General features: G+C 70.1%; 17 protein-coding genes and 1 pseudogene. 8 read left to right on the forward strand and 10 right to left on the reverse strand.

Annotated elements, in window-relative coordinates; translation table 11 throughout:
- The first annotated feature begins 49 nt into the window (after positions 1–49).
- Complete coding sequence (locus tag AB0368_RS07440; protein ID WP_366152953.1) at positions 50–664, forward strand: hypothetical protein; 615 nt, start codon at positions 50–52, stop codon at positions 662–664.
- On the opposite strand, the gene AB0368_RS07445 is transcribed toward AB0368_RS07440, so the two are convergent.
- From AB0368_RS07445 to AB0368_RS07460, 4 genes are all read right to left on the reverse strand, one after another.
- Positions 649–1,293, reverse strand: coding sequence for a response regulator transcription factor (locus AB0368_RS07445; RefSeq protein ID WP_366153346.1), 645 nt, complete (start codon positions 1,291–1,293; stop codon positions 649–651). The two genes, AB0368_RS07440 and AB0368_RS07445, sit on opposite strands and share 16 nt — an antisense overlap.
- A 19-nt stretch (positions 1,294–1,312) precedes the next feature.
- Complete coding sequence (locus AB0368_RS07450) at positions 1,313–2,569, reverse strand: sensor domain-containing protein (RefSeq protein WP_366152954.1); 1,257 nt, start codon at positions 2,567–2,569, stop codon at positions 1,313–1,315.
- On the reverse strand, positions 2,566–3,459 hold the full coding sequence (locus tag AB0368_RS07455; protein WP_366152955.1) for a type II CAAX endopeptidase family protein: 894 nt from the start codon (positions 3,457–3,459) through the stop codon (positions 2,566–2,568). The genes AB0368_RS07450 and AB0368_RS07455 overlap by 4 nt, the downstream gene beginning before the upstream one ends.
- A 70-nt stretch (positions 3,460–3,529) precedes the next feature.
- Positions 3,530–3,739 (reverse strand): hypothetical protein, encoded by a 210-nt coding sequence (locus AB0368_RS07460; RefSeq protein ID WP_366152956.1) that lies wholly within the window; start codon positions 3,737–3,739, stop codon positions 3,530–3,532.
- 429 nt (positions 3,740–4,168) lie between these two features.
- On the opposite strand from AB0368_RS07460, the gene AB0368_RS07465 reads away from it, so the two are divergent.
- From AB0368_RS07465 to AB0368_RS07475, 3 genes and pseudogenes are all read left to right on the forward strand, one after another.
- Positions 4,169–5,287 carry a helix-turn-helix transcriptional regulator gene (locus AB0368_RS07465; RefSeq protein ID WP_366152957.1) on the forward strand — a complete coding sequence of 373 codons (1,119 nt, stop codon included), beginning with the start codon at positions 4,169–4,171 and terminating at the stop codon, positions 5,285–5,287.
- A gap of 11 nt (positions 5,288–5,298) precedes the next feature.
- Positions 5,299–5,859, forward strand: a complete 561-nt coding sequence (locus AB0368_RS07470) for an HD domain-containing protein (protein ID WP_366152958.1) — start codon at positions 5,299–5,301, stop codon at positions 5,857–5,859.
- A gap of 98 nt (positions 5,860–5,957) precedes the next feature.
- A pseudogene (locus AB0368_RS07475) lies at positions 5,958–6,313 on the forward strand (hypothetical protein).
- Here the strand turns inward: AB0368_RS07475 and AB0368_RS07480 are convergent.
- Positions 6,310–9,273 carry a glycine--tRNA ligase gene (locus AB0368_RS07480; protein ID WP_366152959.1) on the reverse strand — a complete coding sequence of 988 codons (2,964 nt, stop codon included), beginning with the start codon at positions 9,271–9,273 and terminating at the stop codon, positions 6,310–6,312. The pseudogene AB0368_RS07475 and the gene AB0368_RS07480 overlap by 4 nt on opposite strands.
- Before the next feature lie 17 nt (positions 9,274–9,290).
- Between AB0368_RS07480 and AB0368_RS07485 the strand changes: the two genes are divergently transcribed.
- Positions 9,291–10,442: an acyl-CoA dehydrogenase family protein gene (locus AB0368_RS07485; RefSeq protein ID WP_366152960.1), complete on the forward strand. Its 1,152-nt coding sequence runs from the start codon at positions 9,291–9,293 to the stop codon at positions 10,440–10,442.
- Here AB0368_RS07485 and AB0368_RS07490 read toward each other — a convergent pair.
- Positions 10,439–11,047 (reverse strand): hypothetical protein, encoded by a 609-nt coding sequence (locus AB0368_RS07490; RefSeq protein ID WP_366152961.1) that lies wholly within the window; start codon positions 11,045–11,047, stop codon positions 10,439–10,441. The two genes, AB0368_RS07485 and AB0368_RS07490, sit on opposite strands and share 4 nt — an antisense overlap.
- 228 nt (positions 11,048–11,275) lie before the next feature.
- On the opposite strand from AB0368_RS07490, the gene AB0368_RS07495 reads away from it, so the two are divergent.
- Positions 11,276–11,683 (forward strand): SSI family serine proteinase inhibitor, encoded by a 408-nt coding sequence (locus AB0368_RS07495; RefSeq protein ID WP_366152962.1) that lies wholly within the window; start codon positions 11,276–11,278, stop codon positions 11,681–11,683.
- A 54-nt stretch (positions 11,684–11,737) separates the two neighbouring features.
- Here AB0368_RS07495 and AB0368_RS07500 read toward each other — a convergent pair whose 3' ends face one another.
- The 4 genes from AB0368_RS07500 to AB0368_RS07515 all read right to left on the reverse strand — a co-directional run bounded on the left by AB0368_RS07500 (position 11,738) and on the right by AB0368_RS07515 (position 15,666).
- Positions 11,738–12,577: a formate/nitrite transporter family protein gene (locus AB0368_RS07500; RefSeq protein ID WP_366152963.1), complete on the reverse strand. Its 840-nt coding sequence runs from the start codon at positions 12,575–12,577 to the stop codon at positions 11,738–11,740.
- Positions 12,578–12,671: 94 nt separating this feature from the next.
- Positions 12,672–13,316 carry an NAD(P)H-dependent oxidoreductase gene (locus AB0368_RS07505; protein ID WP_366152964.1) on the reverse strand — a complete coding sequence of 215 codons (645 nt, stop codon included), beginning with the start codon at positions 13,314–13,316 and terminating at the stop codon, positions 12,672–12,674.
- Between the two features lie 81 nt (positions 13,317–13,397).
- On the reverse strand, positions 13,398–14,891 hold the full coding sequence (gene glpK, locus AB0368_RS07510) for a glycerol kinase GlpK (RefSeq protein WP_366152965.1): 1,494 nt from the start codon (positions 14,889–14,891) through the stop codon (positions 13,398–13,400).
- A gap of 19 nt (positions 14,892–14,910) precedes the next feature.
- Positions 14,911–15,666, reverse strand: a complete 756-nt coding sequence (locus tag AB0368_RS07515; RefSeq protein WP_366152966.1) for an IclR family transcriptional regulator — start codon at positions 15,664–15,666, stop codon at positions 14,911–14,913.
- 138 nt (positions 15,667–15,804) lie between these two features.
- On the opposite strand from AB0368_RS07515, the gene AB0368_RS07520 reads away from it, so the two are divergent.
- Together AB0368_RS07520 and glpK (AB0368_RS07525) are read left to right on the forward strand one after the other, a co-directional pair.
- Entirely contained in the window at positions 15,805–16,647 is an 843-nt protein-coding gene (locus AB0368_RS07520; protein WP_366152967.1) for an MIP/aquaporin family protein, read from the forward strand.
- Complete coding sequence (gene glpK, locus AB0368_RS07525; protein WP_366152968.1) at positions 16,640–18,157, forward strand: glycerol kinase GlpK; 1,518 nt, start codon at positions 16,640–16,642, stop codon at positions 18,155–18,157. Before AB0368_RS07520 ends, glpK (AB0368_RS07525) begins: the two co-directional genes overlap by 8 nt.
- Positions 18,158–18,192: the final 35 nt, after the last annotated feature.

Genomic DNA, 18,192 nt, shown 5'->3' on the forward strand with positions numbered 1-18,192 from the left:
GGGTGGTGATCCAAACGCTCACAGTGAAAGGCCTTCGTGGAGTGACACCATGGGATTTCCCGAGCGTCGCGCAGATCCGGATCAGCACGCGTACCGCCCCGACGACCGGTACGGCACCAAGCCCGGCCCCCGCAACGCCGGCTCCCACGAGCCCCTGGCTTTCCGTGACCACACCGACCCGGTAGACCCGCCGCCGGCTCCGGCACGCACGGACCTGACTCAGCTGCTGGGCCGCACGGTCCTCGAGGTCCGTGTTCAGCAGATCTGCCAGGAGTACGGCCTCATCCCCCGTACCGGCGCCGCGGTCGGCTCGGGTCTGTCGCGCTCGTACCTGGCCCGCGAATCCGGCGTGGAGCTCGCCGCCGACGCCCACGGCGTGGTGACCGCGATCTTCCTCCACTTCCACGGCGACAACGGATTCTCGTCCTACCGCGGAGAGATCCCCGGCGGTGCCGGCTCGGTGCCGCGCCGGGCCGCCTTGTGGGCGTCGCTGGGCCGCCCCGAAGAGTCGGGCGACCCCTACCGCGACCGCTTCCTGGGCGACTACGGCCCCTGGGACGTGTGGGCGCTGGAAGGCTTCGACCTCCACGCGCAGTACTCCTTGGACGGCGAAGCCGCGACCCGGGTGACCCTGACCCTCCCGGACCCTCAGCCCTTCAGGTAACGCAGCACCGCCAGCACCCGCCGGTGATCGGTGTCCGCCGCGGCCAGGCCGAACTTCCCGAAGATGGCGCTGACGTGCTTCTCCACCGTCCCGTCGCTGATGGCGAGCAGCTGGGCGATCGCGGTGTTCGAGCGGCCCTCCGCCATCAGGCCGAGCACCTCCTGCTCGCGCGCGGTGAGCCGGTCGAGGGTCTCCCGGTGCCGGTTGGCGCCGGCCAGCTGCACGACGACATCGGGGTCCAGCACGGTCTCGCCGGCGGCGACCCGGGTCAGCGCGGACATGAACGACCTGACGTCGGTGACCCGCTCCTTGAGCAGGTAGCCGACTCCCCCGGCGCGAACGGCGAGCAGGTCGGTCGCGTACCGCGCCTCGATGTACTGGGAGAAGACCAGAACACCGAGCCGGGGGTATGTACGCCGCAGCTCGACGGCCGCGCGGAGGCCCTCGTCCGTGTGGGTGGGCGGCATGCGGATGTCCACCACGGTGACGTCCGGGCGGTACTCGGCGACCGCTGCGAGCAGCGCCCCGGCGTCGGCCACCGCGGCGACGACCTCGTGCCCGTAGGAATCGAGCAGCTCGGCCAGCCCGTCGCGGAGCACGACGGCGTCCTCGGCGAGCACGACCCGCAGGCGAGAGGGCTGATGAAGGTCAGGCAAGCTCGGGTACCTCCACGGTGACGGTGCTCGGTCCGCCCGGCCGGCTGTCGACCTCGAGGCGGCCGTCGAACGCGCGGAGGCGCTCGATCAGCCCGTCCAGGCCGGTGCCACCGCCGAGGCGGACGCCGCCGGTCCCGTCGTCGTGAACCCTCAGGCGGACGGCCCCGTACCGTTCGCTCACGTCGACCGTGACCCGCCGCGCGCCACTGTGCTTGGCGGCATTGTTGATCAGTTCGGTGGCGCAGAAATACAGGCAGGTCTCCACCGCCGCCGACGGGCGGCGTGGCAGGGCGACGGACAGCTCGACCGGCAGGGCGCTGCGGGCGGCGACGGTGTGCAGCGCGGCCTCCAGACCCTTGTCGAGGATCGGCGGATGGATGCCCTGCGCGAGATCACGCAGATCACCGATCGCGTCGGTGGCGCCGCGGTGCGCCGCGTCGATCAGCGCGACGACGCGGTCCAGATCCGGTGGCGAACCGTCGTCCCCGAGCATGGTGCGCGCCATGTCCAACCGCATGGCAAGCGCGACGAGCTGAGGCTGGGCGCCGTCGTGCAGGTCACGCTCGATGGCCCGCAGCCGTACGGCCGCGTCCGCGACAGCGTGCGCGCGGGTCTGCTCCAGGTCGCGGATCCGGTCCGCCGGCCCGCCCCCGCGAAGCAGGCCGCGGATGAGCCAGACGTCCGGTACGACCGCCGCGCGGACCGCCCAGGGTGCCACGACGAGCAGAACCACCCCGGCTCCAGCCGTGGCCAGGGCCCTCGGCCAGGTGTCCAGATAGACATCCCCGACAAGACCCATGCCCTGCCGGGCGCGACCATGGCTGTCGGCCTGGGCCGGTACCAACGACCACCACGCCGGATAGGTGAGCGCCACCAGCCCGTACCCCCAGAAGACCACGCTCACCACCGCTGCCAGCAGGGCGAGCGGCGCCTTCACGACGCGGTACAGCAGGGCGCGCCACCCGGCCGGGTCACGCAGCCGTTCCCGGGTCCACCCCACGAGGCCACGCCCCGGCCTGCGCGGACCGGGCGGCTCCACGGTGGCTCCGAGCAGTCTCCGGGCCGCCGCACGGTCCACCCCGGCCGCCGATCGGGCGGTGACAAGCGCCAGGGCCAGCACGGGCAACCCGACAAGCGAGACCGACAAGGCGGTGCCGGCGAACAGCATCGCCGCCACGGTCACCAGGCTCACGGCGGCCCACGGCAAGCCGGTCACCGCGTACAGCAGTTCGGCGCGGATCCGTCTCATGAGCGGACCCCGGTCGGCTTACGAGTACGGGTGTACCAGCAGTAGCTGATGATCAACGCCGCCTCCAGCAGGATCGTGAGCAGATCGGTGTCCACATTGTGGGGCCCGCCGACCAGCAGCGACGGACCGTCGAGCCGGACGTGCAGCAACGCGTTGTGGTAGTCGTCCTCGCCGGCGACCCCCACGCCGAAGACGCAATCCTGGGCCCAGTTCCAGGCGGTATGGAAGCTGATCGCCGTCCAGAGGGCACCGGTCCTGAGCCGGGTGAGGATCATCAAGGAGGAGAAGAGTACAAGATCGACCAGCCCGATCACGGCATGCACCGGACCGGAGGATCCGCCCAGGAAGTGCCCGGACGCGAAGAGCAGGCCGGTGACACCGACCGCCCAGGCCGCGGGCAGCGCCTCACGGAGATTCTGGAAGAGGTACCCGCGGAAGGCCACCTCCTCACTCATCGCGCTCGTCGCGTAGTAAAGAAGCCCCACGGCCAGCACCCCGGCCGTTCCCCCCACACCGCGTTCCGTCAGCTCGACACCGGTGACCTTCGCGGTACCGAGCATGAGCTGTATCGCGAACCAGAGGCCGACCACCGCCATCCCGGCCACGAAACCACCGGCGATCGAGGCCAGCTGCCGGCGGTCCGGCAGGGCCAGACCGATATCGGCCCAGGGCCGCCGGTCCACGAAGCGCCGGAACACCGCGGTCAGGGCGACCCCCGCCCCCACGACCATGAGGTGCCCGGCCACATTGCGGACCGTCGTGGGCTGCGGCCCGGCGATCAGGCGCAGCACAACCCCGTAAAGCGCGAACCAGAGAACGAAGTATCCGAGGATGCGCCACCCGGTTCGGGGCCGGCGCTCAGCATCAACAGCGAGACGCGAGATCGACATGCGCCGAAACTATGGTTTTCGCCCGCGCCCGGGAACGAGGCTGCCCACCACCCCAGCCTGGGGGACAGCCCTACCGCGTACGCGGTGCCAGCGGGGCCGCCGGCGTCCGGTCGAGGAGCACGTCGCGCAGATCGGCCGGAGAGCAGACGAGAGCGACGAAGCCGCCGTCACCCCATGGCACGAGATCGGCTATGTCCACGTGGTCCTCGCCGATGCGAATGCCGATGTCCGTGTCCGGGGGCAGCGCCGCCAACTGTTCCACCAAGTCGTCTCGCATCATGGTGAGCCCTCCTTGCTCTGGCCGCAGCGCCATGCAGCGCCAGGCGTCAGAAGCGGGCGAGTGATCGGTAGCGCTTCGGTGGGTGCAGCCGCCCAACTGTGCGCCGATTCCAAAAGGCGGCGGCGCGCCGCTGTGCGCTCTTCCTCGTCATGGCGTGCGGCAGCTTCCAAGACCGTCTCACGCCCCTGCCTCCGCGGCGTCCACCCCAGATCCTCGAGCAGTTCCCGCCGACGACGTCGCATCCGGCACCGGAAAGACTCGCCGACGTGCTTCGCCTCTTCCATTCGGCCTCCCTACGGAGTATTCGATGTCGACGCCGCCGTGATCGCGATGTCCATCGATTGGTCAAGAGTACGATCGGAAACCGCCGTGCGGAACTGACCGCAAGTACGCGTAAGCGGTCCAGAGCAGAGCGAGAAGAGGACGCGCGTGGCGCACCGACGGAAAACCCTGACTGGTAGTCAGAGTTCGCGTACCTACGCTCCTGTCTCGGGCTTCATATTGCGACTTGCTCGCCAGTCGGCGGCCATGACGCAGGAGAAACTCGCCGAATTCCTAGGCGTCGACGTCAACACGATCCAGGGCTGGGAATCCGGTCGCCGGCCCCTTTCAGCCGTCGGCGCCGGTGACTTCATCCGCTTATGCGGTCAGCTGTGCCGCGCCGGGGCTCCGGCCTCGACCGGGCGTCACCTCCGTGAAGCGATCGAGGCGGATCAGGTGCTGGCGACCGGGATCACCGCTGCTGACAGCTGGGTGGACCCGGACAGTCATCCGCTCGCGGCGAGTGTTCACCGGTGGACGATCACCAACCTGATCCTGTGGCCCATTCTCGGCAAGAAGCCGCAACACCTTCAGCTGTTCGTGCCCCGGGTTGCTCGGCGCGGTCCTACGCCCGAGCATCCCTCGTTGAGCGCGGAGGAACGTGCGCGCTTTCTCGACCATTTGCTCACCGTGGTGGAACGTGCCGATCTCTCGACTGATGCGTTGCTGCGTCGTCAGGCCGTTTACCTTCTCGGCTTCGACGGCCGAGCGGAGGCCGCCAATTGGCTACGGGCCGAGTGGCAACGGGCGCGCAGACGTCGGCCGCGGGAAGGAAACATCACGGAGCTCTTGGAAGCGCGATCCGCGTCGGTTGCGATGGCCGTGGCCGGCGACAGCAGCTCCCTTCGCGACTTCGCCCATCACATGACAGGACAGATCGGCGAAGTGGCGAACCTGAATTACTGGGCTTACTGGATCGGAGAACTCGGCGACGAACAGACGACCGACGACTTCATGGTGGACGCCGACACGCGGGCGTGGGCCGGGGTACGAATGTTGCACCACCTGCTGCGGAGGGTCGATCCCGAATCGCCTCAGCTACCTCTGAACCTTTCCACTTTGCACACCCTCGTAGCGTCGCGCCCATCCCTGCTCAGCGGTCAGCACGCCGCCCGCGACTCACTTACCGAAGTTCTCGATAGGCTCGCGTCCTGCGACGCCCTCGCACGCAGCCAGCGTGATCAACTCGCAGGGCTCCAGTACGCCGTCCGTGCTGCCGACCGGTAGAGGGGAACATCGTGTCAGAGGACGCTGAGGGGCTCGCCGGCTTCGGATACGAGCTGGGGCTGTTGAAGCGCGTCCGGCGTTCCGGCTGGTGGCACGCCGGCGTCGACGATCCCGAGTCGGTCGCCGAGCACACCATGCGCGCTGCGCAGCTTGCCGCACTCATCGCAGCTGAGGAAGGAGCCGACCCGGCCAGGGCCGCGTTCCTGGCGCTGTGGCACGACAGTCAGGAGACTCGTACCGGCGACATCCCGCATACCGCCGGCGCATATCTGACCAAGCCGGACCCGCGGAAGATCACCGCCGATCAGACGGAACGGCTCCCCAATCGGTCGCGACAGCTGGTCCGCGACGCCGTGGCGGAGTACGAGTCGCGCGAAACCCTCGAAGCCCGCTGTGCGAAGGACGCTGACAAGCTGGAGATGCTGCTGCAAGCGATCGAATACCGGGAGGCCGGCGTGTCGCGCACCGAGGGCTGGATCGACTCGGCGCGCCGACACCTGTACACCGGAACCAGCCGCAGACTCGCCGAAGCCGCGATGAAACTCTCGCCGCTGTCGTGGCGGGATCGCTGACAGGGCCACGCTCAGGGTGGTCCACGACGGTTCCGCGGCGCTTGATCACAACGAGCCAGCGCATCTCGCCTTGAGCGACTCGACCGAAAGGCAGCTCAGTGACGACCGACGGCGGCAGGATCTTCCGTGAGGCGTGGATCGCCGGAGTAGTGAAACGTTTCCCCGGTGAGCCGAAGCCCGGCTACGTCGCCCCTTGGGAGGAGACTCCGGACTGGGAGCGGCGGAGTGCCGCCGCCGTCCACGATCTCGTCGTCGACCTCGTGCGCGCGAGCGAGGGCGCCGCCGCCGCCTGACCCGCACCCAGAAGAGCCAGTTCGTCGCGGCTTGCTGGACCGCCCAGATCTACCTGCACATCCCCGACCCGAAACCGTCCTACGTCGCCCCCTGGGAGGAGCTGCCCCTCTGGCAGCAGGAGGTCGACGCGGACATCTTCGAAGCCATCGAGGCCGCTTAGAGCCGCAGCTCCCGCCAGTCGAGCAGGCCCTCCCCCAGATCCCGCACCGTGGCGAGCAATCCCAGCCGCGCCGAGCGCAAGGCCACATCGTCCGCCATCACGAACACCTCGTCGAAGAACCGTGCGACCGGCGCGGTGATCGGCGCCGCCGTCTCGGTGAATCGCGTCAGATCCGGCGTTTCGGGGAGCGAGGAGCGGACCGACGACACCGCCTCGTGCAGCGCCACCTCCGCCGGTTCCTTGAGCTGCGCCGGGTCGTAGCCGGCCGGCGTCCCTGAAGGAACGATCCGGCGGGCCCGCTGCATCGCCTCCGCCACATCTCGGAAGTCCTGCTCGGCGACCAGCCGCCCGAGCTGCGCCAGCAGCCGGTCCACGACCGCCGGGCGCCCCGCGTGCGGCAGCGCGGCCCGGACGCGGTCGACCGGGTGGCCCTCCTCGGTGAGGATCTGCTCGAGGCGCCGTGTGATGAACTCTTGCGCGCCGGCGAGCACGGTCGGGTCCACCTCGACCGGTTGCAGCGACGCCGCCCAGCCCAGGGCGGTGAACAGGTCGATGCCGGACAGGTCCGGGTGCGCCCGGTGGACCGCGAGCAGGCCCAGCACGGCGCGGCGGACCGCGAACGGGTCGCTGCTGCCGGTCGGCAGGCCCACCGTCGCTGCCAGGCCCGCGACCAGGTCCAGGCGGTCGGCCAGGGAAAGCAGTGCTCCGGGTACGGACACCGGCAGCTCGTCGCCGGCGTGGCGGGGCAGCTCAGCCTCGTACACGGCCTGGGCCACGGCCGGGGACTCGCCCGCGTGCAGGGCGTAGTCGCGGGCCATCACGCCGGCGAGGCTGGTCATCTCGGTGACGAGCTGGGAGCCGAGGTCGAACTTGACGAGTTCGCCGGCGCGGTCGGCGATCTCCTCGTCGTCCGCCGTGACGCCGGCGGCCGGAGCGAGCAGGGCGGTGAGTGCGTCGATGCGGCCCGCGCGGTCGGCCATGCTGCCCAGTCTGTCGGTGAAGGTGAGGCGGTGGAGCCGTTCGCGCATCGCCGCTACGGGGGTCGAGCGGTCGGCGCGGTAGAAGAACGCCGCGTCCTCGTAGCGGGCTCGCAGCACCGCCTCGTTGCCCCTGCGGACCAGGTCGACGTCGACCGGGCCGTTGGCGACGGTCACGAACATCGGGAGCAGGGCGCCGTCGTCGTCGCGTACGGGAAGGTAGCGCTGGTGCTTGCGCATGACCGTGGTCAGCACCGGGTCCGGCAGGTCCAGGTGGCGCTCCTCGAAGCGGCCGAGCAGCGGGGTGGGCTGTTCCACGAGGTAGACGAGCTGGTCGACGAGGGTGCCGAAGTCCACGCGGCCCTCGCCGTACACGAGGTCCTGGGCTCCGGTGACGATCAGCTCGCGCCGGTCGTCGGGGTCGGCGAGGATGCCGTTGACCGAGATGGTCTCCATGAAGGTCTCGGCGGACGCGATGCTCAGCAACGGCGTCTGCGCCGTCCGCAGGATGCGGGTCTCGCGGCCCGCCTCGAGCGCGCCGACCGTGACCGGGATGAGGTCGTCGCCCCGGAGGGCGACCAGCCAGCGGATCGGCCGGGTGAAGGCGAGGCGGGGGTCGTTCCAGCGCATGTTCTTCGCCGAGCGCAGCCCGGCGACGGTCTTCGCGAGCACGCCGGCCAGCACGCCGGGTGCGGCGCCGCCCGCCACGTGCCGGCGCACGACGAGGTAGTCGTCCGCGGTCTCCAGCGCCTCCACCGGTACGCCCTGAGAACGCGCGAAGCCCTCCCGGGCCTTCGCCGGCGCGGTGACCTTGGGCCCCTTGACCGTCTGCGTGTGGTCGTCCTCGCGCGCGGCCACGCCCGGCACGACCGCGATCAGGCGGCGTGGGGTCGCGTACACCCGGACGTCGCCGTGGGCGAGGCGGGTCTGGCCGAGCTGCTCGGTGAGCGTGCGCCGCAGTTGGTCGCGGGCGTTGCGGGCCTCGGACGGCGGCATCTCCTCGGTGCCGACCTCGAGGACCAGCGTCCGGGGACCGTCGTCGTGCGCCGGCGCCGCAACCGGGGCGGCGATCTCGGGCAGCGGCCCGGCCACGCCGAGCGGGTGCCCGAGCTCCTCGCGGCGGGCCACCCAGAGCCGGGCGACGTCACCGGCGAGGCGGCGCATGCGGGCGAATTCGGCGGCGCGGTCGGCGGTGGAGACGGCGCCGCGGGCGTCGAGCACGTTGAACGCCTGGGAGCACTTCAGGACGAACGTGTGGGCGGGCACCGGCAGGCCCTCGTCGATCAGGCGCTGCGCCTCGGTCGCGTACAGCTCGAGCAGCTGCCGGGTCGCGGCCACGTCGGCGTCGTCGAGGTAGTAGCGCGACATCTCGTACTCGGACTGGCCGAAGACCTCGCCGTAGTCGATGCCGGGGGCGTACTCGATGTCCTTGAAATGGGTGACGCCTTGCAGCGCCATGATGATGCGCTCGATGCCGTACGTGATCTCCACCGAGACCGGTTCGAGGTCGAGCCCGCCGGCCTGCTGGAAGTAGGTGAACTGGGTGATCTCCAGGCCGTCGAGCCACACCTCCCAGCCCAGCCCCCACGCGCCGAGGGCAGGCGAGGCCCAGTTGTCCTCGACGAACCGCACGTCGTGGGCGGCGATGTCGATGCCGAGCGCGGTGAGGCTGCCCAGGTACAGCTCCTGCGGGTTGCCCGGGTCGGGCTTGAGGATCACCTGGAGCTGGGTATGGGTCTGGAGCCGGTTGGGGTTCTCGCCGTAGCGGGAGTCGTCCGGCCGCACGGACGGCTCGGGATACACCACCCGCCACGGCTCCGGCCCCAGCACCCGGAGGAACGTGGCGGGGTTGAGGGTGCCCGCGCCCACCTCGGTGTTCATCGGCTGGACGACCAGGCAACCCTGATCACTCCAGTACGCGGTGAGCCGGGCGAGCGCCTCCTGCATGGTGAGCATGAGCCCGAAGTCTAGTGAGCCGGTCATCTGGGTATGAGGCCCGCATGTCGGAGCTGCTCACGGGTGACCTCTACCGTTTCCAGGACCTGCTCACGCCGGAGGACGCGGAGATCGTCACCCGCGTCCGGGCCTTCCTCCAGGCCGAGGTGGTCCCCATCGCCAACGATCACTGGGCCCGCGCGGAGTTCCCGTTCCCGCTCGTGAAGGGCTTCGCCGATCTGGGCATCGCCGGCGCGAAGCACTCCAACCTGCTGTCCGGCTGGCTGGCGCTGGAGATGGCGCACGCGGACGCCTCGATGGCCACGTTCTTCGGCGTCCACTCCGGCCTGGCAATGGGCAGCATCGAGACGTGCGGCTCCCCCGAGCAGCAGGAACGCTGGCTTCCGGCGATGCGGACCTTCGAGGCGATCGGCGCCTTCGCGCTGACCGAGCCGACCGGCGGCTCCGACGTGGCCGCCGGCCTGCGCACCACCGCGCGCCGCGAGGGCGACCGGTGGATCCTCAACGGCAAGAAGCGCTGGATCGGCAACGCCACCTTCGCGGACCTCACCGTGGTGTGGGCCCGCGACCTGGAGGACGACCAGGTCAAGGGCTTCGTGGTGCACAAGGACAACCCGGGCTTCGAGGCGACGAAGATCGAGAACAAGATCGCGCTGCGGATCGTGCAGAACGCCGACATCACGCTGACCGACTGCGAGGTCCCGGAGGCCGACCGGCTGCAGAACGCCCGTACGTTCAAGGACACCGCGAAGATCCTGCGCCAGACCCGCAGCGGGGTGGCGTGGGAGGCGGTGGGGGTGATGCTGGCCGCGTACGAGATCGCCCTGGCGTACGCGAAGGAGCGCGAGCAGTTCGGCCGCCCGATCGGCAAGTTCCAGCTGGTCCAGGACCTGCTGGTGCGGATGCTGGGCAACGTGACCGGGTCGCTGGGCCTTTGCGTGCGGCTCGCCCAGCTGCAGGACGCGGGCGAGTTCCGCGACGAGCACTCGGCGCTGGCGAAGGCGTACACGACGACCCGCATGCGCGAGGTGGTCGGCTGGGCCCGCGAGCTGCTGGCCGGCAACGGGATCGTGCTCGACTACGACATCGGCCGCTTCGTCGCGGACGCCGAGGCGCTGTACTCGTACGAGGGCACCCGCGAGATCAACACGATGATCGTGGGCCGCGCGGTGACGGGCCTGAGCGCCTTCGTCTAGAGTCGCTTGGCGCAGGCCACCCGGCGCTCACCGCCGTGCCGGGAGAGGACGAAGGACGCGTCGGTTCCGGCGGCACACGGGCTGACCAGCGCCGCCGCGGGCGAGTCCTTGACGGTCTCGACCGTCACGACCCGGTAGCGGGTCTTCGCCTTGGCGCGGTCGGCGCACCGGATCTCCTGGACGTCGCCGCCGCTCGAGGCGGCCACGCAGTCCCCCACCACGATGGCGGGTCCGCCGCCGTTGCCCGGGTCGCCGGGGTGCGGCGCCTTCAGGTTGCGGATGCAGACGTAGCCGGCCGGGCTGTCGCCGTCCAGCGGCGGCCCCAGCTCGGAGAGCTCGACGACCACGTCCGTCGCGTCGGGACAGGCGATCGACAGGCGGCCCAGCTGGGCCGCCACACCCGGGGTCGACGAGACGGAGCGCGACAGGATCGAACCGGTCGCCGCGGGATCCGCGCAGGCGACCTCGCGATAGTCGCCGACGCCGGGGCCGGTGCGGGGACCGATGCACGAGCCGACCGCGAACTGGGCGGCCGGGGTCGTCCCGGCGACCACCGGTCCGGCGTCGCTCGCGCAGGCGGTCGCACCCATCGCGACGATTCCCATGACAGCTGCTGTGGACCACCGAACCCGCACGTCGCCTCCGCTCCCCCGATGCGTGTCCGGCAGTATAGCGACGGGCCCGGCCGGCCCGGGATTCATCACCACCGATAAATGCAACAAGCTGTTCCCGGAAAGGACCCATTTCTTCCTTAGGCTCTCCCATGGCCCGCGCCACACGAAGGCCGGGCGGAGAAACCCGCACAACGGGTGGAACACAAGGAGGAAGAAACAGTGAAGACAGCGACCCGCAGCGCCGCCGGTCTGCTCGCCCTCTGCGCCGCCGGCGCCGGCATTCTCGGCCTGGCCGCCCCCGCCGCGGCGGCCACCGCGCCCCCGGCCTCCACACTGGCGCTGATGGTGCAGGGCCCCGCCGGCCATCAGCCGAGGGTCACCCTGCTCAGCTGCCGGCCGCCGGCCGGCGACCACCCCCGCTCGGCCGACGCGTGCGCCACCGTCGCCTCCGTCGACGGCGACCTGGCCGCGCTCGACGTCGAGCCGGACGGCTTCTGCACCCGCGAATACATGCCGGTCACGGCCACCGCGGTCGGCTTCTGGGAGGGCCGGCCGGTCCGCTACAGCGAGACCTTCCCGAACCACTGCGAGATGCTGCGCGAGACCGGTGCGCTCTTCGACTTCTGATCGGCCGGAGGCCTGCGAAGGTGGTGTCCGGACGCCACCTTCGCCCCGGCCCGGTCAGGTCAGCTCGCGCGGCGTCTCCTTCGAGGGCTCCTCGCGCAGATACAGGTACCAATAGGACGTGGCCACGAAGACCACCGCGCCGACGAGATTACCGAGAAATGCGAACAACCAATTCCGCAGCGTGGCGTCCCAGCCGATGTCCGGCACTCCGGCGAAAATGGCGGCCGGCAGGAAGAACATGTTCGCGACGACGTGATCGAATCCCATCGCGACGAACGCCATGATGGGGAAGAAAATGGCCAGAATTTTGCCGGATACCGAATCCGCGGCGAGCGAGAGCCACACCGCGAGACACACCAGCCAGTTGCACCCGACCGCCCGCAGGAAGATCTGCCAGTCGGTTTCGTGCAGCCCCTTGGCCCCGGCGATCGCGGCGAGCCGGTCGTAGGTCATCGCCCCCGAGGTCCCGGCGTCGCTGCCGAGATGCCCGATGACCCCGGTCTGCACGGCGAGGAAGTAGGCGACGAACACGGCGCCGGCCAGGTTGCCGATCAGCACGAGGGTGAAGTTCCTGGCCACGTCGCCCCAGCCGAGCCGGCCCTGCATGGCGCTGATCGGCACCAGCAGCATGTTGCCGGTGAGCAGGTGCGAACCCGCGATCAGCACCAGGACCAGCCCGAGGGTGAACGCCGCCCCGGTGAACAACGTGGGCAGAGTCCCCCACGTCTTCGGGTCCAGCCCGGACGACACCGTGATGGCGACGAGCCCGCCGAAGGCGATGTACGCCCCGGCCAGGAACGACCCGACCAGGGTCTTGTCCCACCGCAGCTCGGCCTTCTTGACGCCCGTCGCCACCGCCGCGTGAGCGATCTCCGCCGGTTCCCTGGTCGCCACCGCACGCCTCCCGCCCGCCGCACGGCCCCTGAGCCGCAGCGTCACGCCGGAGATACCCGTGAATGGCCGACCTACTCCCCGGTCGTCCGAAGGCTCAGCCCTGCAGGGCCGGCGCCAGCCGGTCCGCCAGCCGGCGGGCCCTGTCGATGCCGGTCTCGATCGCGGCCGCCCGGCGCGCCTCGTCCATGTCCATCGGCTGCACGTTGACGAACTCGATGTCGGTGATCCCGACGAACCCGAAGATGGTCCGCAGGTACGGCTCCTGCATGTCGAACGGCTGCATCGGGCTGCCGGCCGAGTAGTCGCCGCCGCGCGACGTGACACAGACCAGCTTCTTGCCTCCGCACAGGCCGGCCGGCACGCCGTCGTCGCCGTACGCGAACAGGTAGCCGGGCTGCACGATCGCGTCGATGTAGTACTTCAGCGCGTACGGGATGCTGAAGTTCCACATGGGCGACGAGATCAGGCAGACGTCCGCCCGCTGGAACTGGGTGATGAGCCGTTCGATGCTCCGCCACGGAGCGGCCCGGGACGGTTCGATCGGGTGGCCGCGCATCAGGTCGTACTTGGAGTCGATGTTCTGGCCGGCGAGCGCGGGCATGTCGGCGGAGAACAGGTCCAGCGTCTCGACCTCCGTGGCCGGGCACGCGGTGCGGATCTGCTCCAGGAAGGCGTCGGAGACGCGCAGCGTCGCGGAGACGGTCGAGCGGGGTGTGGCGACGACGTGGAGCAGTTGCATCGGGACTCCTGGCGGAGGGAACGGGAGGACTTGGCCCGATTCTTCCGCCTTGAGGGGGTTTTCGAGGCGAGGGACACTCCGTCAGTCGGGCTGGATCCAGTCGAAGGTGCGTTCCACCGCGCGCCGCCAGTTCTTGTACTCCGAGTCGCGGCGGCCCGGGTCCATCGCCGGGAGCCACTGAGCCGCCCGGTGCCAATTGCGCCGCAGGTCTTCCAGGTCCGGCCAGTAGCCGACCGCCAGGCCGGCCGCGTAAGCCGCGCCCAGCGACACCGTCTCCGAGGCCAGCGGGCGGACCACCGGGACGTCCAGGACGTCCGCGATGTACTGCATGAGGAGGTTGTCGGCCGTCATCCCGCCGTCGACCTTGAGCGTCTTCAGGGTGAGGCCGGAGTCGGCGTTCATCGCGTCGACCACCTCGCGGGTCTGCCAGGCCGTCGCCTCCAGGACCGCGCGGGCCAGGTGGCCCTTGGTGATGTACGAGGTCAGCCCCACGATCACCCCGCGCGCCTCGGAGCGCCAGTGCGGTGCGTACAGGCCGGAGAAGGCCGGGACGATGTAGCAGCCGCCGTTGTCCGCGACCGTCCGCGCCAGCGTCTCGATCTCCGGGGCGCTGGCGATCAGTTCCAGCTGGTCGCGAAACCATTGGACCAGCGAGCCGGTGATCGCGATCGAGCCCTCCAGCGCGTAGTGGGCCGGTTCGTCGCCGATCTGGTACGCGACCGTGCTGAGCAGCCCGTTGTCCGAGCGGACGAGTTCCGTGCCGGTGTTCAGCAGCAGGAAGCTGCCCGTACCGTAGGTGCACTTCGCCTCTCCGGGGGTGAAGCACGTCTGGCCGAACAGGGCGGCCTGCTGATCGCCGAGCGCGGCGCCGATCCGTACCCCCGGGAAACCCGCCGCCGCGGTCCCGAAGACCGCCACCGAGGGTCTGACCTCGGGCAGCATGGCCCGGGGGATGCCGAAGAAGTCGAGCGACTCCGGTGACCAGTCGAGGGTGTGCACGTCGAGCAGGTTGGTGCGGCTGGCGTTGGTCACGTCGGTGACGTGCAGGCCGCCGGTCAGGTTCCAGATCAGCCAGGTCTCCATCGTCCCGAAGAGCACCTCGCCGCGCTCAGCGCGTTTCTGCAGGCCGGGGGTGTGGTCGAGCATCCAGCGCAGCCGCGGCCCGGAGAAGTACGTCGCCAGCGGCAGCGCCGCGCGATCCTGCACCTCGGCGGCGCCCGGCTCGGTGAGCAGGCGATTCACCAGCGAGTCGGTCCGGGTGTCCTGCCAGACCAGGGCGCGGCCGATCGGCACCCCCGTACGCCGGTCCCACACCACCGTCGTCTCCCGCTGGTTGGCGATCCCGACCGCGGCGACCTGGTCCAGGGTGATCCCGGCCCGGTGCAGCGCGTGCGGGGCGAGCCGTTCCACATTGCGCCAGATCTCCGCGGCGTCGTGCTCGACCCAGCCCGGCTTCGGGAAGTACTGCTTGTGCTCCTGCTGGGCGAGGGACACCAGCTGGCCGCGCCGGTCGAACACGATGCACCGCGTCGACGTGGTTCCCTGGTCGATCGCGACCACGTAGCGCTCGGTCATGAGGTCCCTCCCCTGCGGTTCAGTGCCGGGCGGCTCCCAGATCGCGGGAGACCGCACGGGCGGCGTCGCGGACGTAGCCGACCAGCCGCTGGTGCGGCCGGTACCGGCTGTCGCACATGCGCTCGACGAGGCCGGACACGCCGATCGCGCCGACGACGAGGCCGCCGTAGCCGCGGATGGGTGCCGCGACCGCCGCCTGGCCGACGGTGTACTCCTCGATCTCGGCACTCCATCCCACCTCGCGCACCTTCTCGAGATCGGCGGCGAGATCCTTGGCGGCGACGAGCGTACGGTGCGTGAAGCGTTCGGGCGAGGCCTCCGGCCGGGCGGCCCGGTACGCCAGCAGCACCTTGCCCAGTGCGGTCGCGTGCAGCGGCAGGAGCGAGCCGATGTCGAGGGTCTGGAAGGTGTCGTCGGGACGGAACACGTGGTGCACGACCAGCACGCGTCCCTCCAGAACCGTGCCGATCCGGACGGCCTCGCCGGAGCGCGCCGCCAGCGGATCCGCCCAGTTGATCGAGCGGGACCGCAGCTCGTTGATGTCGAGATAGCTCGTGCCCAGGTGCAGCAGGGCGGCGCCGAGCTGGTAATGGCCCGACGCCCGGTCCTGCTCCACGAAGCCGACGTGCTGCAGCGTGCGCAGGATCCCGTGCACCGTCCCCTTCGCCAGATCGAGCGAGCGGGATATCTCGGCGAGCCCGAGCCGCCCCGAGCCGCCGGCGAGCATCCGCAGGATCGCGGCAGCTCGCTCGATCGACTGGACCGTTCCGGGCACGTTACGGACTCTATGCCACGACGTAACCCGAGCCCACCGGTTCGCGTTCGACAATGTCGAACGGCCACCCCCGCATTCGTTCGGCAATGCCGAACGGCGTTCATTGCCCCGCTGTGACGTCGTTCATAGCTTCTCCCCATGGCAGCACGATTGAAGATTCCGGGACTCGCCGGCGAACTCGCCGCCGAGTTCGCCGGAACGATGATCCTCATCCTCTTCGGGGTCGGTGTCGTCGCGCAGGTAGTGGGCGGCGGCATCGGCGACCACGACAGCATCGCCTGGGCCTGGGGCCTGGGCGTGATGCTCGGCGTCTACGTGGCCGGACGCATCAGCGGCGCACACCTCAACCCCGCGGTCACCATCGCGCTCGCGGCCTTCAAGGGCTTCGAGTGGCGCAAGGTGGCTCCCTACTGCACCGCCCAGTTCCTGGGCGCCTTCGTCGCCGCACTGGTGGTGCGGTGGAACTACACCGAGGTCCTCCACCAGGCGGACCCGAACCTGACCATCAAGACGCAGGGCGTCTTTTCCACCCTGCCGGGAAACGGGACACTTCCCGTCGGTGAGTGGGGCGCCTTCCGCGACCAGATCATCGGCACGGCGATCCTGCTGTTCCTGATCCTGGCCATCACCGACGCGGCCGGCACCCCACCGGCCGCCAACCTGGCGCCGTTCATCATCGGCCTGCTCGTGGTCGGCATCGGCATGGCCTGGGGCACCGACGCCGGTTACGCGATCAACCCCGCCCGTGACTTCGGCCCGCGCCTGGCGAGCTACTTCACCGGGTACGGCGGGGCGTTCCGCGATCAGACCGGTTACCTGTACTTCTGGATACCGATCGTGGCACCGATTCTCGGCGGCCTCCTCGGCGCCGGGCTGTACCAGGGTCTGGTCGGGCGCTTCCTGCCCAAGGAGGAACCGCCGGAACCGGGCCGCCTTCCCACCCCAGAAACCCCCGAGACCGTGGAGGCACGACGTGGCTGACTTCGTCGGCGCAGTGGATCAGGGCACCACCAGCACCCGTTTCATGATCTTCGATCATGGCGGCAACGAGGTGGCACGCCACCAGCTCGAGCACGAGCAGATCCTGCCGCAGGCCGGATGGGTCGAGCACAACCCGAACGAGATCTGGGACCGGACGGCCACGGTCATCCGTACCGCGATGCAGAACGCGAACATCCAGGCGAGCGACCTGGCCGCGCTGGGCGTCACCAACCAGCGCGAGACCACGGTGGTGTGGGACCGGCGCACCGGCCGGCCGCTCTACAACGCGATCGTCTGGCAGGACACCCGTACCGACCGGATCGCCTCCGCGCTGGACCGCGACGGGCGCGGCGACGTCATCCGGCGCAAGGCCGGCCTGCCGCCGGCCACGTACTTCTCCGGCGGCAAGATCCAGTGGATCCTGGAGAACGTCGGCGGGGTCCGGGAGGCGGCCGAGCGCGGCGACGCCATCTTCGGCAACACGGACAGCTGGCTGCTCTGGCACCTGACCGGCGGCGTCGACGGCGGCAACCACATCACCGACGTGACCAACGCCAGCCGCACCATGCTGATGAACCTGGAGACCCTCGACTGGGACGACGAGCTGCTCGGGTTCTTCAACATCCCGCGGCAGATGCTGCCGGAGATCCGGCCCTCGTCGGACCCCAACACCTACGGCGTCGCCCGGTTCCCGGGCTCGCTGGGCGGGGAGGTGCCGCTCACCGGCGACCTCGGCGACCAGCAGGCCGCCACGGTCGGCCAGGTCTGCTTCAACGTGGGCGAGGCCAAGAACACCTACGGTACGGGCAACTTCATGCTGCTCAACACCGGCACCGAGCTCGTACGGTCGGAGAACGGCCTGCTCACGACGGTCTGCTACAAGTTCGGTGACGCGGCGCCGGTCTACGCCCTCGAGGGCTCGATCGCCGTCACGGGTTCGGCCGTGCAGTGGCTGCGCGACCAGCTCCACGTCATCAACTCGGCGGCGGAGAGCGAGACGCTGGCCGCCTCGGTCCCGGACACCGGGGGCGTCTACTTCGTACCGGCTTTCTCCGGCCTGTTCGCGCCGTACTGGCGTTCCGACGCGCGCGGCGCGATCGTCGGGCTCTCCCGCTTCAACACCGACGCGCACCTGGCCCGGGCCACCCTCGAGTCGATCTGCTACCAGACCCGCGACGTGGTCGAGGCGATGGCGCAGGACTCCGGCGTGACCCTGGACGTGCTCAAGGTCGACGGCGGCATCACCGTGAACAACCTCTGCATGCAGATCCAGGCCGACGTGCTCGGCGTCGCGGTCAGCCGGCCGGTGGTGGCCGAGACGACCGCGCTCGGCGCCGCGTACGCGGCCGGGCTCGCGGTCGGCTTCTGGAAGTCGACCGACGAGCTCCGCGAGAACTGGAACGAATCGCAGCGCTGGCAGCCGGAGTGGTCCGCCGAGCAACGCGAGAACGGGTACGGCCGCTGGAAGAAGGCCGTCGAGCGCACTCTCGATTGGGTAGACGTTGACTGACAACACAGCTCTTTCACCCGCCGGTCGCGAGGCGG

Source organism: Actinoplanes sp. NPDC051475, assembly GCF_040689425.1.
In the GTDB taxonomy this organism is placed as follows: Bacteria; Actinomycetota; Actinomycetes; order Mycobacteriales; family Micromonosporaceae; genus Actinoplanes.